The sequence below is a fragment of the Pseudomonas sp. GW821-FHT07F05 genome, assembly GCF_059418765.1.
Window position 1 is genome coordinate 191,660 of sequence record NZ_JBWKQL010000004.1, and the last position, 14,505, is coordinate 206,164.

Genomic DNA, 14,505 nt, shown 5'->3' on the forward strand with positions numbered 1-14,505 from the left:
ACACTGCGTCACGCCCCACCATTCTTCGAAGGAGCACCCAGGCCATCATCCCTTCACAGAAACCCAAACTGCGCCCGGACAATATGGCCGAGCGCATCTATCAGCAGCTCAAGGAAGACATCTTCGAGTTCCGCCTGCTGCCGGGGGATCGCTTCAGCGAAGGCGAGGTGGCCGAACGCGTGCAGGCCAGCCGCACGCCGGTGCGGCAGGCTCTGTATCGGCTGGAGCGCGAAGGTTATCTGGAGGTGCATTTCCGCAGCGGTTGGCGGGTGAGGGCGTTCGATTTCACTTATTTCGAAGAGCTTTACGACGTGCGCATCGTGCTGGAGTGCGCGGCACTGATGCGTCTGGAGGCACTGGATCTGGAGCAACATCCGGTCATCGCCGAGCTGAAAAGCACTTGGCTCGTCACGCCCCCCGAGCGCCTGCAAGATGCCCAGCAGGTGTCAGCGCTGGATGAGCGTTTCCACTGCGCACTGCTGGAGGCGGCAGGCAACACCGAAATGGCGCGGCTGCACCTGGAGATCACCGAGAAGATACGCATCATTCGCCGCCTGGATTTCACCCAGGCGGCGCGCATCGAGGCGACCTACGATGAGCATGGGCAGATTCTCGACGCCGTGCTCAACGGCCGCACAGGGCAGGCGCAGGAGTTGCTCACGCGGCACATCGAAGTCAGCAAGCAGGAGGTGCGCAAGATTACCCTGCACCGGCTCCATGTCGCCCGGCCTTGAGCTGACGTCTGGACCTCACATCAACGGCAAACGACGAAGCACTCAGCGCGGGTTGCGCCGCTCCGCCACTTCGGCCAATACCGCCAGGTCCATCTCGCCCTGACCATGGTCGATGGCGTCCTGCAAGTGGGCGCGAATCATGTCGGCGCTCGGCATCTGCACCGACACCTGGCTGGCCGCCGCCAGCACCAGATCCACGTCCTTGAGCCCAAGCACTGCCTTGAACGCGGCCGGCTCGTACGTGCGTTCACCGATCAGCGCGCCATAACCGGCGTACACCGGGCCGGGGAAGATCGTCCCCGCTGCCAGTTCCACCAGGTCCGCCGATTTCAGGCCGTGGCGGGTGACCAGCACGGCCGCTTCGCTCATCGCCTCGATGGCCGAAACCAGCATGAAGTTCATGGCCAGTTTCATGGCGTTGGCGCTGGAGGGTTTGTCGCCCATGCGCCAGGTCTTGCTGCCGATCAGGTCGAACAACGGCTGCACTGTCTCGATGGCTTCAGCGGAGCCGGCAGCCATGATGTTCAGCTTCGCGGCGGCAGCCATGTTGGGGCGGCCCATCACCGGCGCGGCGATGTAGTCGATGCCCTGCGCGGCGTGCAACTCGGCCAACTCGTCGGCGAAGGTCACGGAAATGGTCGCCATGTTGATGTGGATCAGCGGGCCCTGGAGTGACTTGAGAAGACCGGAATCCAGCAGCACTGCGCGCAAGGCCTTGTCGTCGGCGAGCATGCTGAACACCACGTCGGCGGCGAACGCTTGCGCAGGCTCGGTGACTGCCGTGGCGCCTTGCTCGACCAATGGCTTCGCCACGTCGGGAGAACGGTTCCAGACCAGCAGTTCATGACCGCCTTTCAACAGATTGCCAGCCACGGCCTGACCCATATTGCCGAGGCCCAAAAAGCCGATTTTCATGGGGATGCGCTCCAGTAGAAGGTGGGGTGTGCGGCGCACACTCCTATCATCAAACCGGGAGCCATTCACTTAAATCCTTGGCCCGTATGTCGGAATTGATCCGCTGCAACTGGGACAGGTCAAGGGTCCCCAGTGGCTTATCTCCCGCCTGTTCGGCCACTTCAGCCGCCAGCTTCTGCCTGAACAGCGCGGTCTGGGAGGCGTCCAGATACAGGGCTTTTTCACTCTTCTGGGCTTTCACTCGCACGACCAGATCGGCGGGCAGTTCGACACCTTTTATGGCGCAGCCCAGGCACACCGTGGCGAAATCATCCAGGCCTCGCACTTCCATTTCCTTGAGTTTGCCACCGTTTTCCGGGCTGCCAGAAAGCGGATGCTCCTTGTTCTGATAGGAATATTGCTTGGTGTCGGAGGTGTACTGAATGGCGTGGGTGGACAAGTTGTTGATCTTCTCGAAACCGAACACTAGGGGTACAACGCCGCCCTGATTCAGCAAGCCCAGGTACGGGGCTTTGCCATCTTCGAGGGAGCGCAGCAACTCACTCGCGGCCTGGTGATAGAAACGATTCAGGTCTTCACCCCTTAGCTCATTACCCTGCCCGCCAGATCGCAAGGCAATGGAGCCCGGCAATTTCAGGTCACCCAGATGTTCATCGAGCGGCGCGCCGATGAACTTTCGCCCGACAGGCTTGAGGATGTAGTTGGCGTGTAGAAAGCGCTGCAGCCATGCGGCACTTTCGGCAGGCAGTTGCTCGGGATCAGCGACGTCGATTGATGGCGCCATGGCATTGGGCGGCAGCGCTTTGCCGGTGTTGAGGGCATGGATGATCACCTGCGCCATGCGGTGTTGCAGCGCCCGTGATTGCGCGTTACTGGTGTTCACCCCTTTGCCCAATGCATAGGTGCGGGCCTTGCTGCGCAGGTTGGGCCGGGTGGTCGTGTCGGTCGAGCTCTCCCGGGTGCGATCGGAGAAAAACACCTTGCCTTCCAACGACTGGGTGCCGCCTTTGGCATCATTGACACCGCCCTTCAGCGCCCCGGACTGCAGGATTTCCAGCCCCCACGGGGTGCCGTGCAACGCCTCCGGCTTGGCATAGGCCAGGGGCGCCGTCGGGTTGAGCGACTGCAGCAAGGCCATGCGCAATCCGGAGCGGCTGCGCTCGTCGATGTCGCGCATTCTGTCGAGCACATCCAGCGGCGAATGGCCTTCGGCGTTCAAGGTGTTGGCGCGCTGGCCGTCCTTGCGCAGACGCGCCAGCGCTTCGGCGTCGCGATTGGCCACGGCCGCGTGTAGCGTCGGGCTGGCCTCGGAGGTTTCAGCGTTGTCCGAAGGGCTGTGTGAGGGGACAGCCGGGATGAAAGGCGAGGAAGTTCGGATAGGAGTCATAAGGGCGCGCTTATGGTTAAAAACGCCTGAGTGGAGCCGGCGCGCCTAACGGTTCCACATCACCCGTGCTTTGCCGCCTGCCGCGCCTCGCCGCGTATCACCAGACCGATGCCGACCCCCGAGACCGCCATGCCCAGGGCCATCAGCCACGACAGTGGTTCGTCGAACAGGGCCCAGGCCAGCAGCAGCGTCAGCGGCGGGCTGAGGTAAAGGACACTGGCAACCCGCGTTGGCGTGGCACGACGCAGGCACATCCAGTACAGCCCGTAACCGCCGACCGTCGACACCGACGTCCACAGCACACTCATCGCGAAGCCTGAATTGGGGACGGGCGCGAGACTCCCGTGCAGTCCCGCAACGAGGGAAAACACGAAGGTCGAGACGAAGCACTGCAGCCACAGGTTGGGCAGCAGGCCCAATGCCTGCGGGTCGGGGGAATGTTTTTGCCACAGGGTCGCCACTGCCAGCGACAGCATGCCCAGCACCGGCAGGGCGTAGGCCCATGGGGGTGCGCTGCCCCAGGCCAGCGCGTCGTGGGTCGCCAGCATCACGCCCGCCAGGCCGATGAGCAAACCGATCCATACGCTGCGGGCCAATCGCTGGCGCAGCACCACGGCCGCGAGCACGGCCATGCCGATCGGCAGCAGGTCGGCGAACAGCGCTGCCAGCCCGGCCGGCACGCCAAGGGCAATCCCCTCGGTCACGCCGAACAGATAACCGGCCATGGCCAGCAGGCCGATGCCGGCGTTTTTCAGCACCACCGCGGGCGGCGTCTGGCGCAGTTGCCGGGCTACAAAGGGAAACAGAATCAGCGTGACCAGGAGGCAACGCCAGAACACCACCAGCGACGCCGGCGCGAAATCGATGGAGAAGCGCGCGCCAATGAAGCCCGAGCTCCAGATGATCACCAGCCCGGCTTCGAGCATCGGCAAGGGGAAAATCCGGCGTCGAGACGGAAGGGGAAGGCTCGCGTTGGTCAGTTCGTTTGAAGTGTTCATGGACCCAACGTACCCAACCGCCGTAGTCTAATAAATCAAAATAAACGACAGCAGTGCTTCGGGATCAGTGAACCATGAGCGCCATTCTGGATATCGAACAGGTCCGCACCTTTCACGCCGTGGCGCGCATTGGCAAGTTCAGCGCGGCGGCGGAACAGCTGCACAAAAGCCCGGCGGCGGTCAGCGTGCACGTGCAGCGGCTGGAAGCGGTGGCGGGCGGGCGGCTGCTCAACCGCGACAATCAGTCGGTGTCGCTGACGCCGCTGGGCAAGCGGTTTCTAACCTCCACCGCTGCGCTGCTGAGCACCCACGATCAAGTGCTGGCCGAGCTGCAGGGCACGCAGATGGCGGGGCGCATCACCCTCGGCGTGCCGGATGAATACGCCACCCACCTGATTCGCGACGTGCTGCCGATTTTCACCGCCGCGTGGCCGAACATTGTTCTGGAGCTGAAGACCGCGCCCAGCTTCATCTTGCGCGATCAGGTCCGGCGGGGGCGGCTGCAGGTGGCGGTCATCGCCCTGCCCGAAGGCCAGTTGGGTGCGGACGATCAACTGCTGGTGCCGACGACCCCGGTGTGGGTTGGCGCCGCACATCACTCGGGGGATTTACCGGACCCATTGCCGCTGGCCGTGCACGCCGCGCAATGCTCGTACCGGCAAGCGATGATCGAGTCACTCAAGCGCAGCGGCCACCGCATGCGCATCGTGCTCGAGAGTTCGTCCAATCAGGCGGTCAAGGCCTGCGTCGAAGCGGGTCTGGGGATCAGCGTGATCGACCGCGCCCGGGTCACCGACGGCATGCGCATTCTGGACGGCCTGCCGCTGATCGCTGACCACGACATCATCGTCGTGCGCTCGTCTGCTTCCCACGGCGATGACGCGGTGGACCTGCTGCGGCGGGCGATCGGGCAGTATTTCCGCCTCTGACGGCGGCGCGGTTCAGTCCTCGGAGCGCTCGCAGAAACGCAGGCGGTTGCCGAACGGATCGGCGATTTCCATGACCTTGCCCCAGTCGAGGTCCTGAATGCCGGGGCGCGAATAGCCGTAGTTTTTCGCCAGCAGTTCGCGCTGCAATTCAGCGATGTCGCTGACCGGCACGAAGATCGTCGAGCCCGGCGTCGCGTCGCCATGGTGTTCGGTCAGGTGGATGACCAGATTGTCGCGGCGGGCCTGGGCATACAGCGGCAGACCCGGTTCAAAGCGGTGCTCCCAGTCCAGGCTGAAGCCGAGAAAATCGACGTAGAACTCTTTCGCCTTGGCTTCGGAAAAAATACGAATCAGCGGTATCGCCGGGGACATCTGCACAGGGGTTCACTCCTTGATGGTCTGAGCGGGCGATTCTAGCCCAGAGTGGCCCGGCGTCTAGCCGACGTCTGCTCTGGTCGGCGGCTGGCGCACGTAAATCGCCAGCAACATCGCACTGAGGCTCAAGGCGGCGAGGGCCACTGAGCCCACATCAATCGCCAGATCCAGACCCCATGCGGTGGCGGCGCGGCCCAGCAACAAAGCGACAACGCCCTGCATCAGGTACGCCACCAGAAACAGCGCCGACAGAGTGCCTGCGCGGTGATGCATCGGTGCGTGGGCGTTGATCAGGTTGAGGCCGCCCATGAATAACAGGCTGTAACCGGCGCCGCTGGCTGCGCTGGAGAGCAGGAACACCGGCAGGGCGTGGGTTTTGGTCGCGAGCATGAGCAGCAACAGGCTGACGATGGAAAAACTCGCGCCGGCGATGATTGACAGCCTTGAACCGAAGCGTTTGCCGACGATGCCGGTGATGCCAAGGACGATGGCGAACAGCGAAATGGCGCCGCCGTTGACCAGCGCGTTGCTTGAGCCGATCAGGTCATGGGCGATCTGCGAACCCAGCGAGAGCATCGTCGCCCCGACCGAATACGCACTGAGCACCGCGCTGACCGACACCAGAAACGTGCGGCGCAGCGGCGGGTGAATGTGCGGCAGCTTCAGCGACCAGGGCTTTTTGCTCTCGGCCGGGGTGTGGCGCGGCAACCGCCAGACGCCGAACAGCGTGGCGCCGAGCACGACGACCAACACCCAGAAGCTCAGGCGCGTGGGAAACGGCGCGTACTGGATCAGGCCGCCGCCGAGGATGAGCGCGGCGGCAAGGCCCGAAGCCTGCGCGGCAGTGGTGATGGCGCCGGCCAGTTTCGCCTTGCCCGGCGCGCTGAATTCGACGACCGCAGCCGCCGAAGGGCCTGCTGACAACCCGACGCCGACGCCCATGAACGCCCGGCCGATCAACAACCACGTGACGTCGGGAGCGACGGCGAACAACAGCACGCCGATCAGTGAAGCGCCGACACCCAGCAACATCGCCGCACGACGCCCGATGTAATCGGAAAGGTCGCCCAGGGCAATCAGCGTCGCCACAACGAACACCGGGAACACCGCGAAAATCAGCGTGGTCACGGTCGGCGTCAGTTGCCATTGATGGGCGTAGAGCGGGTACATCATGGCGGGCGCGGCGCTGGTCCACAGCGTATGGACCACCACGGCGGCCGCGACCCAAAAGCTGGTCTGGCGGCCCCATGTCGTGTGGGATTGATTCATTCAAAGCGCCTCGCAGGGATCAGGTCGGTGACGTTAACAAGGACGGGCAGGGCGGGCTTGTACCGATGTGCGTTTGATGCTGTTCACACTGGCCTCTTCACGGCTAAAGCCGGTCCCACTGACGGATTGCGTGTTCCCGTAGGACTGGCTTTAGCCGGGAAGGCGTCGGATGCCACGCTGCAAGATCGAGGGTGTTCACACTGGCCTCTTCCCGGCTGAAGCCGGTCACTGACGGGAAAGGCGCGAGGCAGAAACAAAAACGGCGCCGTGCTGAAGATCAGCAACGGCGCGCGTCGGAGAAGCGAGGGTTGAAGCGAATTAGCTGCGCAGGTCTTTCTTGATTTCGTCTTCGTCTTTGTGAGGCGCCGCTGTCGGCAGCTCGGGAGGATAGAACTCACCTTTGAGATTCAGTGCGGCAATGCGCGTCTTGAGCTTTTCGATGACCAGGTCGATGTCCTGTTGATCATCGAGGTCGTCCACCCGCAGCCACAGGTGCGGAAGGTTTTCAAAGTACACGCCGTCGATTTCCACATCGGAGGTCATCTCGCGATCCTGGCGCCACAAGCACTTGCGGTGGACCGTCGCCGGGTCTTGTGGCCATGTTTCTGACGTGGTCAGCCAGACCTCGTGGTAATCCTGCAGATCGATTTCTTCAACTTTGTCCAGTGGGATAAACGTATTCACATATCACCTGTCAGCCAAGGGGACCGGGCGAGGTCGTTGCGCTGCAGACTGCCCCAGGTCCCATACCGTTTCAAAAAGCGCATACCACTATGGCCGCCGTTTGGCGGACGAGTTCAACGCCGCGCGCTATTGCCGCACGGCCAAGCCACGTCAACGCAGCGATATCAATGCAGCGCCGGTTCGCGACTGAACGCGTCAACCGCGCGCACCAGCCCTTTGGCGGCCAGCGCCACCAGCTCTCCGCCTTTTTCCGGCGTGGCCAGCGCAGGGTCAGAGCCCATACGCCCGTCGGGGAAGCGCGCGCGGAAATCCTTCGCTTCGCGGATCGGACCGGTCGGGGCAATCTGCGGCGAGTAGTCCGCTGATTTGATCGACTCCGGGTAGGCCCACTGGGTCACCGCGATCTCGGACGGCGTCGCGTGGGAGCCGTGGCCCACCGGGAACTGCCGATGGGCGAGTTCACCAACGCCTTCCAGGTCCCACCAGTTGATCAGCTTCATGGCGAAGCCTGCAGACCGCCCGGCGAAACTGGCCTCGGCATACAGCTCGGAAAACGCTGCCTCGATCGACGCGACGTTGCCGCCGTGCCCATTGAGGAAGAGGATTTTTTCGAAGCCATGGCCCGCCAGCGAGCGAGCCCAGTCACCAATGGCGGCGATGAACGTCGAGGGGCGCAGCGAGATCGTCCCGGGAAAGCCCAGATGGTGCTGCGCCATGCCGATGTTGAAGGTCGGCGCGATCAGGATGTCGGCGCTCTTCTGCGCTTCGTGGGCGATGATCTGCGGGCACATCCAGTCAGTGCCGAGCAGGCCGGTGGGGCCATGTTGTTCGTTCGAGCCAATGGGCACGACGACCGTGCGGCTGCGTTTGAGAAACTGCTCGATCTCGATCCACGTGGACTGGTGCAGAAGCATGTCAGGTGCTCTCCTCAGGGAAGGGGGCTTCAGAAAACTGCGTTATGGCGAAAAATCAATGTGCAGCGCAGCGCTGCCGGGTGGCCGTGCCGAAATCGGCAATCGGCGCTCAGGCGGGCGGCTCAGAAGGAAAACGCGCGATGAAACAGGTGCCCAGTTCCGCCGATGAGCTCACGGTCAGGATCCCGTCATGGGCAGTGGCGATCTGTGAGGCGATGTACAGCCCCAGTCCCAAGCCTTCCCCGCGACCACCGGCTTCGGATCGGGTGAAGGGCTCGAACAGCAGCGGCATCAGCCGTGGCGAAATGGGCGCGCCATAATTCATGACGGAAATGATGACTTGATCGCATTCCTGCCAGACGTGCAGATGGATCGGCGTCGTGGGCGACCCGTGGGTGACGGCGTTGCCCAGCAGGTTGGACAGCAACTGACTGATGCGCAGCGGGTCGCAGTAGACGGTGCCGCTGAGGTCGATAGCCTCGATGAAGCTCGCCTGCGGGTGCGACGCGCGGATCTCGTCCACCGTCGCTGTCAACACCTCGGGAAGTTCGTCGGTGATGTGGCGCTTCACCGGAATCCCGCCGCCCATTCGGCCCCGGGCAAAATCCAGCACGTTCTCGATCAGCACGCCCATGCGGATCGAGCTCTGCCGGATGGCCGCCACCAGCCCCAGCGAGCGCTTGTCTTCGGTTTTGGTCGCCAGCAGGTCGGCGCTCATGCGGATCGCGCTCAACGGCGTGCGCAGGTCGTGGCCCAGCACCGCCATGAATTGCTCGCGCAGCCGGCCGTGCTCGTGGGCGTCGGTCAGCTCGGCCCGGGCGCTCTCCAAGTGGCCCTGGGTGTCCAGGCTCATGGCGATCAACTGCGCGAACAGGGTCAGCGTCTTGACGATGGCAGGATCGCCCAGGTTTGCCGGCACTGAATCGATCGCGCACAGCGTGCCGAAGAAACGGCCGTCGGCCAGGATGATGGGGATCGAGATGTAGCTTTCCAGCCCGTAGATGTTGGGCGTGTGATGGGTGGCGAACTGCGGGTCGGCGCTGGCATGGCCGAAGACCACGGGTTGCTGATGCTGCCTGATCTCGTGGCAAATGGTCGATTCCAGCACCAACTCGCCGCCCGGCTTGAGGCCGAAATTGATCGAGTCATCGACGGCGCAGGCCACCCAGTGGCTTTCCGTGACCCTGGCGATCGCCGCGAAGCGCATGCCGGTGATGTGCTTGACCATGCTCAGAATGACGGGCACGGCAGGGATCGCACTGATCGCCTCAACATCCAAAGCAAACTCTGGGCGGGTCATCGGATCTGGCTCTGGGGTAGTGGGAGGGCAGCGTAGCTAAAATCGGCCGATATGGCTAACCCCTCGGCCCCCTTACGCGACGTGTCGGCGCAGATTATTGAACCCTGAGCCTCGCGCAGTGGTCGTTTTATTGGTGCCCCAAGGGCAAATGTCATTTGCGTCCCATGAGCTGTTTGCTGTCGGTCGACGTGGCGATACTTGTCAGCCTTATGTCTCTTGAAGCGTTTGCTTCTCCCAGCTTCTAATTCTCAAAACAATGGGCCCATGGATGGCCGCCGCGAGGTTGAACGATGATTGCGATGCACCGATTTGCACTGCTGATGACCACTGCTGCGATGCTCAGTGCCTGCGGCGAGACCGCCAAGCTGCCGTTCCAGGCGGGTGTAGGCGCGCAGCCGCAACTGCCCGAGCCGAACAGCACGTTGATTCCGACGGTCAAGGTGTCCAAGGCCGTCGGCTGGAAGGGCACCGACACGCCCAAGGCCGCCGAGGGCTTTAAGGTCAGCGCGCTGGCCGAGAACCTCGATCACCCGCGCTGGCTGTACAGCCTGCCCAACGGCGACATTCTGGTGGCCGAAAGCAACAAGCCGCCCAAGCCTGAAGGCGCGACGGACGGCGGGCCGGGCGTGATGGCCTGGATCAAGCGCACCGCCACCGGGATCGTCATGAGCCGGGTGGGCGCCGAAGCCGAGAGCGCCAACCGCATCAGCATCCTGCGCGATGCCGACGGCGATGGCCGCGCGGAAATGAAGAAGGTGTTCATCAGCGGCCTGACTTCGCCGTTCGGCATGGTGCTGGTGGGCAACGAGTTGTTCATCGCCAATGCCGACGCGGTGGTCAAGGTCCCGTACAACGACGGCCAGACCGAAAGCACCGCCAAGCCGGTGAAAGTCACCGACCTGCCGGCGGGCATCAATCACCACTGGACCAAGAACATCATCGCCAACCGCGAAGGCACCAAGCTGTACGTCACCGTTGGCTCGAACAGCAACGTGGGCGAGAACGGTCTGGAAGCCGAAGAAGGTCGCGCGGCGGTCTGGGAAGTTGACGTCAAGACCGGGCAGAAACGCCTGTTCGCCAGCGGCCTGCGCAACCCCAACGGGCTGGCCTGGAAGCCGGGCAGCAACGAGCTGTGGACGGTGGTCAACGAGCGTGACGAAATTGGCAGCGACCTGGTGCCGGATTACCTGACCTCGGTCAAGGACGGCGCGTTCTACGGCTGGCCCTGGAGCTACTACGGCCAACACGTCGACAGCCGCTTGCAGCCGCCGCGCCCGGACATGGTCGCCAAGGCCATCGCCCCGGATTACGCCCTCGGCACCCACGTCGCGCCGCTGGGCCTGACCTGGTCCGACCCGCGCGGCATGCCGGCCAAATTTGCCGACGGCGTGTTTGTCGGCGAGCACGGTTCGTGGAACCGCAATCCCCAGGCGGGGTACAAGGTCGTCTTCGTCGGCTTCAAGGATGGCCGCCCAACCGGCCTGCCAGTGGACGTCCTGACCGGCTTCCTCAACGCCGACGGCGACGCGCAGGGCCGTCCGGTCGGCGTGATCCTCGATAAACAGGGCGCGTTGCTGGTGGCGGACGATGTGGGCAATAAGGTCTGGCGCGTCAGTCAGGCCAAGTGATGGCGCAGCGATGAAATGAAAAATGCCGGTGATGATCACCGGCATTTTTCGTTTGGGCCGCCCCTTGGTCGTGCCTGCAGCTAGCGTGAAAATCGCCGCGCTCCGGCCACGCAGAGAATCACCCCGACGGTTACGACCAGCATGCCCACGCTGACGCGTTCATGCAGGAGGGTCGCGGCCAGCGTCAGACCAAAAAAGGGCTGCAGCAACTGCAATTGTCCCACCGCAGCGATCCCGCCCTGGGCAAGACCGCGGTACCAGAACACGAAGCCAATCAACATGCTGAACAGCGACACGTAGCCCAGGCTCACCCACGCCGGTGCGCTGATGGTGGACAGGGCTGGCGGCGCGCTGAGCAGGGTCAGCATCAGCATGAGCGGCAACGCCAGCACCAGCGCCCAGCAGATAACCTGCCACCCGCCAAGGGTTCGGGACAGCGTGGCGCCTTCGGCGTAACCCAGGCCGCAGACGACAATCGCCAGCAACATCAGCAGATCCCCCGCTGGTGACGCCGACAGCCCCTGAGCGCAGGCGAATCCCACCACCAGCGCACTGCCCAGCAACGAGAACACCCAGAACACCGGACGCGGACGCTCGCCGCCGCGCAGCACGGCGAACACGGCAGTCGCCAACGGCAACAGGCCGACAAAAACGATGGAGTGCGCCGACGTAACGTATTGCAGCGCCAGCGCCGTGAGCAGCGGGAAGCCGATCACCACGCCACTGGCGACGATGAGTAGCGGCATCAGTTGACGGCGGCTGGGGCGTTTCTCTCGCAGCACCAGCAACAGGCACAGGGCAACCGCGCCGGCAATGGACGCTCTGGCGACGGTCAGGAAAAGCGGCGCGAACTCCAGCACTGCGAGGCGCGTGGCAGGCAGTGAGCCGCTGAAAATGATCACGCCGATCAGGCCGTTCAGCCATCCGGCAGTGGAGGGTTTTGCCGTCAGGGGCTGGGGCTTTGAAGAGATTTCCATGCGATGCGGACTCTTGGGGCGCAGGCGTGAGAACGCTGTTGCCGGTTGATGGTGTGTTGCCGACCGGGGCGGCCGCCGAGGTGGCGCAAGGAGCAGCCTAAAGAGCAATATCAGCACAATCAAAAAATTGTCATGGATACAGTGCTTATGCCTCGCGCCCGCTATAAAACCCTTGTCGACCGATTCGCCGCGCAGATCTCAGCCGGCGAACTGGCGCCCGGGACGCGCCTGCCGACCCATCGTCAGTTGGCGGCAGCTGAAAGCCTGGCGCTGGTCACGGCATCCCGGGTCTATGCTGAGCTTGAAGCCATGGGCCTGGTGAGTGGCGAAACCGGGCGCGGCACTTTTGTCCGGGAAATCGCCCTGCCGCTCAGTCATGGCGTCGATCAGCAGACCAGCGCACCCGGCGTGCTCGACCTCAATTTCAACTACCCGACGTTGCCGGGCCAGGCCGAACTGCTGCGCAACGGCCTTCGCCAATTGGCGTTGTCGGGCGATCTGGAGGCACTGCTGCGCTATCAGCCCCATGCCGGCCGAAGCCATGAGCGCGCGTGCATGGCGCGGCACCTTGCTGCTCGGGGATTAACGGTCGAGGCCGAGGAGGTGGTGATCGTCAGCGGCGCGCAGCATGGCCTGGCGGTCACGGTGATGGCCTTGCTCAAACCGGGCGATGTGGTCGCGGTGGATGCGCTGACCTATTCGGGGTTCAAAGTGGTGGCTGATGCGCATCGGCTGGAGCTGGTGGCGATCCCCTATGCTGACGATGGTCCTGATCTGGACGCCCTTGAAAAGCTCTGCCAGCGACGGCGAGTCAAGGCGGTCTACACGATGCCGACGCTGCACAATCCCATGGGCTGGGTGATGGACCTGTCGTGGCGCGAGCACTTGGTGCGCATCGCTCGGCAGCACGGCCTGCTATTGATCGAGGACGCGGCCTACGCATTTCTGGCCGACGAGCCGCCCGCTCCGTTGAAAGCGTTAGCGCCGGAGCTGACCGTGTACGTCTCGGGGTTCTCGAAGAACATCGCCACGGGGCTGCGGGTCGGCTACGTGGTCGCGCCGCTGCAGTGGGTGTCGGCCATCGAGCGGGCGATCCGGGCGACGGTCTGGAACACGCCGGGGGTGATGACGTCGCTGGTCTGCGGCTGGATCGAGGACGGCACCGCCGCGCGCCTTGAGGCGGAAAAACGCCTCGACGCACGGGCCCGACAAGCGCTCGCCCGAGAGCTGTTAATCGGGTTGAACGTCATCAGTCACCCGGCGTCCTATTTTTTATGGGTGCACCTGCCGGAGGATGCCAGGGCCGATCAGGTGGCCATGGCGTTGCTGGCGGACAAGGTGGCGGTCTCGACTGCCGAACCCTTCGCCACGTCCAGCGTTGTCCCCCACGGGATTCGCCTGGCGTTGGGCTCTCTGGATCTGGATGCATTGCGGGTAGCGTTACAGGCAGTACGTCGGGCAGTTGGGCGTTACGTGTATTGAAGGGTACAAGAGGAGAGGGCAGCGGGCTTTGTTGAAGCATCGGTAAAGGTGTTTCTCACTCCGCCTACCATTCCTGAAATCGATAGTGACCATCACGGTAGGCGAGTTCTCTTTTTCTCGGAAGAGAGGAGGATGGCCCCATACCGAACTTGCTTGAGAAGGACGCCACGCGATGAAAATTTCAACCCTGCTGACCCTCGTCGCCGTGCTGTCCAGCGGATTTGTCGCGTCGGGTTCTGCTTCCGCGGCGGTCACTGCTTCGGCGGCAGATGCCGAGGCGTGCCATTTGCTGCCGGTGGTTGAAAGCCGTGTGGCGCTGCAGTCTTATCAAAGCGTTGGTGTGCTCTACAGCGAAAACACCGTCAGCACCCTCGAATACCTTGAGCGTTATCACGCCGTGGCGTTGAAAGGCGTCAAGAATGGCGGGCTGGATTCGCGTATTCGTGAGGCGTTCGTGAGCAGCTCCGATCCGAAACTGGCGATGGACTGGCTGAAAGGTTCTTTGGAGAAACAGTTCGCATCGGTCACTGTGTACGACAATCTCGACGCGCTGATGCAGGCGCGGCCGGACGTGGTGGTGATGCTCGACACCTACAGCCGCCTGGTGTCCCAGCGTAACTCTCAAGTGGAAGCGCGCTTCATCGCGAAGTTCTACGACTCGAACCTGCAATACATCGGCAAGGCTGAAGGCCTCGGCGCGAAAGAGCTGACCTCGGTGTGGGTCCACGACAAGGCCGCTCCGGAGATCGCCGCGCAGATCAACCAGCAGCGCGACCTGCAGATCAACGCCCTGAAGCAGTTCGATGCTTCGCTCAAGGCGCTGGTGACCACCGGTAATTCGGCGGAAGTGGCGAGTAATTGATCGCTGCCTACAAGGCGAACGCGGTTCGATAGTGGGACCGGCTTTAGCCGG

The 14,505-nt window shown here is 63.3% G+C and carries 14 protein-coding genes; 5 read left to right on the forward strand and 9 right to left on the reverse strand.

The window, feature by feature from the left end:
* The first annotated feature begins 83 nt into the window (after positions 1–83).
* Positions 84–734 carry a GntR family transcriptional regulator gene (locus tag AC07RO_RS12105; protein ID WP_495086132.1) on the forward strand — a complete coding sequence of 217 codons (651 nt, stop codon included), beginning with the start codon at positions 84–86 and terminating at the stop codon, positions 732–734.
* A 42-nt stretch (positions 735–776) separates the two neighbouring features.
* On the opposite strand, the gene AC07RO_RS12110 is transcribed toward AC07RO_RS12105, so the two are convergent.
* The 3 genes from AC07RO_RS12110 to AC07RO_RS12120 are packed head-to-tail and all read right to left on the reverse strand — an operon-like array spanning position 777 to position 3,962.
* A complete protein-coding gene (locus tag AC07RO_RS12110; protein WP_495086133.1) occupies positions 777–1,649 on the reverse strand; it encodes an NAD(P)-dependent oxidoreductase in 873 nt (290 codons plus the stop codon).
* A 49-nt stretch (positions 1,650–1,698) separates the two neighbouring features.
* Positions 1,699–3,036, reverse strand: coding sequence for an ankyrin repeat domain-containing protein (locus AC07RO_RS12115; RefSeq protein ID WP_495086134.1), 1,338 nt, complete (start codon positions 3,034–3,036; stop codon positions 1,699–1,701).
* Positions 3,037–3,095: 59 nt separating this feature from the next.
* On the reverse strand, positions 3,096–3,962 hold the full coding sequence (locus tag AC07RO_RS12120; protein ID WP_495086212.1) for a DMT family transporter: 867 nt from the start codon (positions 3,960–3,962) through the stop codon (positions 3,096–3,098).
* Between the two features lie 146 nt (positions 3,963–4,108).
* Here AC07RO_RS12120 and AC07RO_RS12125 point away from each other — a divergent pair, with 146 nt between their 5' ends.
* On the forward strand, positions 4,109–4,963 hold the full coding sequence (locus tag AC07RO_RS12125; RefSeq protein ID WP_346628840.1) for a LysR family transcriptional regulator: 855 nt from the start codon (positions 4,109–4,111) through the stop codon (positions 4,961–4,963).
* A gap of 12 nt (positions 4,964–4,975) precedes the next feature.
* On the opposite strand, the gene AC07RO_RS12130 is transcribed toward AC07RO_RS12125, so the two are convergent.
* The 5 genes from AC07RO_RS12130 to AC07RO_RS12150 form a co-directional block, all read right to left on the reverse strand.
* Positions 4,976–5,341: a glyoxalase superfamily protein gene (locus AC07RO_RS12130; protein WP_369304227.1), complete on the reverse strand. Its 366-nt coding sequence runs from the start codon at positions 5,339–5,341 to the stop codon at positions 4,976–4,978.
* Between the two features lie 57 nt (positions 5,342–5,398).
* Complete coding sequence (locus tag AC07RO_RS12135; RefSeq protein WP_495086135.1) at positions 5,399–6,607, reverse strand: MFS transporter; 1,209 nt, start codon at positions 6,605–6,607, stop codon at positions 5,399–5,401.
* Positions 6,608–6,925: 318 nt separating this feature from the next.
* On the reverse strand, positions 6,926–7,291 hold the full coding sequence (locus tag AC07RO_RS12140) for a hypothetical protein (RefSeq protein ID WP_192172315.1): 366 nt from the start codon (positions 7,289–7,291) through the stop codon (positions 6,926–6,928).
* 164 nt (positions 7,292–7,455) lie between these two features.
* Positions 7,456–8,205, reverse strand: coding sequence for a creatininase family protein (locus AC07RO_RS12145; RefSeq protein WP_495086136.1), 750 nt, complete (start codon positions 8,203–8,205; stop codon positions 7,456–7,458).
* Positions 8,206–8,314: 109 nt separating this feature from the next.
* Positions 8,315–9,505, reverse strand: a complete 1,191-nt coding sequence (locus AC07RO_RS12150) for a GAF domain-containing sensor histidine kinase (RefSeq protein WP_495086137.1) — start codon at positions 9,503–9,505, stop codon at positions 8,315–8,317.
* Positions 9,506–9,795: 290 nt separating this feature from the next.
* Here AC07RO_RS12150 and AC07RO_RS12155 point away from each other — a divergent pair, with 290 nt between their 5' ends.
* Complete coding sequence (locus tag AC07RO_RS12155) at positions 9,796–11,133, forward strand: PQQ-dependent sugar dehydrogenase (RefSeq protein ID WP_282372684.1); 1,338 nt, start codon at positions 9,796–9,798, stop codon at positions 11,131–11,133.
* Between the two features lie 80 nt (positions 11,134–11,213).
* Here AC07RO_RS12155 and AC07RO_RS12160 read toward each other — a convergent pair whose 3' ends face one another.
* Positions 11,214–12,110: a DMT family transporter gene (locus AC07RO_RS12160; protein WP_495086138.1), complete on the reverse strand. Its 897-nt coding sequence runs from the start codon at positions 12,108–12,110 to the stop codon at positions 11,214–11,216.
* A gap of 147 nt (positions 12,111–12,257) precedes the next feature.
* Here AC07RO_RS12160 and AC07RO_RS12165 point away from each other — a divergent pair, with 147 nt between their 5' ends.
* Together AC07RO_RS12165 and AC07RO_RS12170 are read left to right on the forward strand one after the other, a co-directional pair.
* Positions 12,258–13,592: an aminotransferase-like domain-containing protein gene (locus AC07RO_RS12165; RefSeq protein ID WP_495086139.1), complete on the forward strand. Its 1,335-nt coding sequence runs from the start codon at positions 12,258–12,260 to the stop codon at positions 13,590–13,592.
* 172 nt (positions 13,593–13,764) lie between these two features.
* Complete coding sequence (locus AC07RO_RS12170) at positions 13,765–14,454, forward strand: ATPase (RefSeq protein WP_495086140.1); 690 nt, start codon at positions 13,765–13,767, stop codon at positions 14,452–14,454.
* Positions 14,455–14,505: the final 51 nt, after the last annotated feature.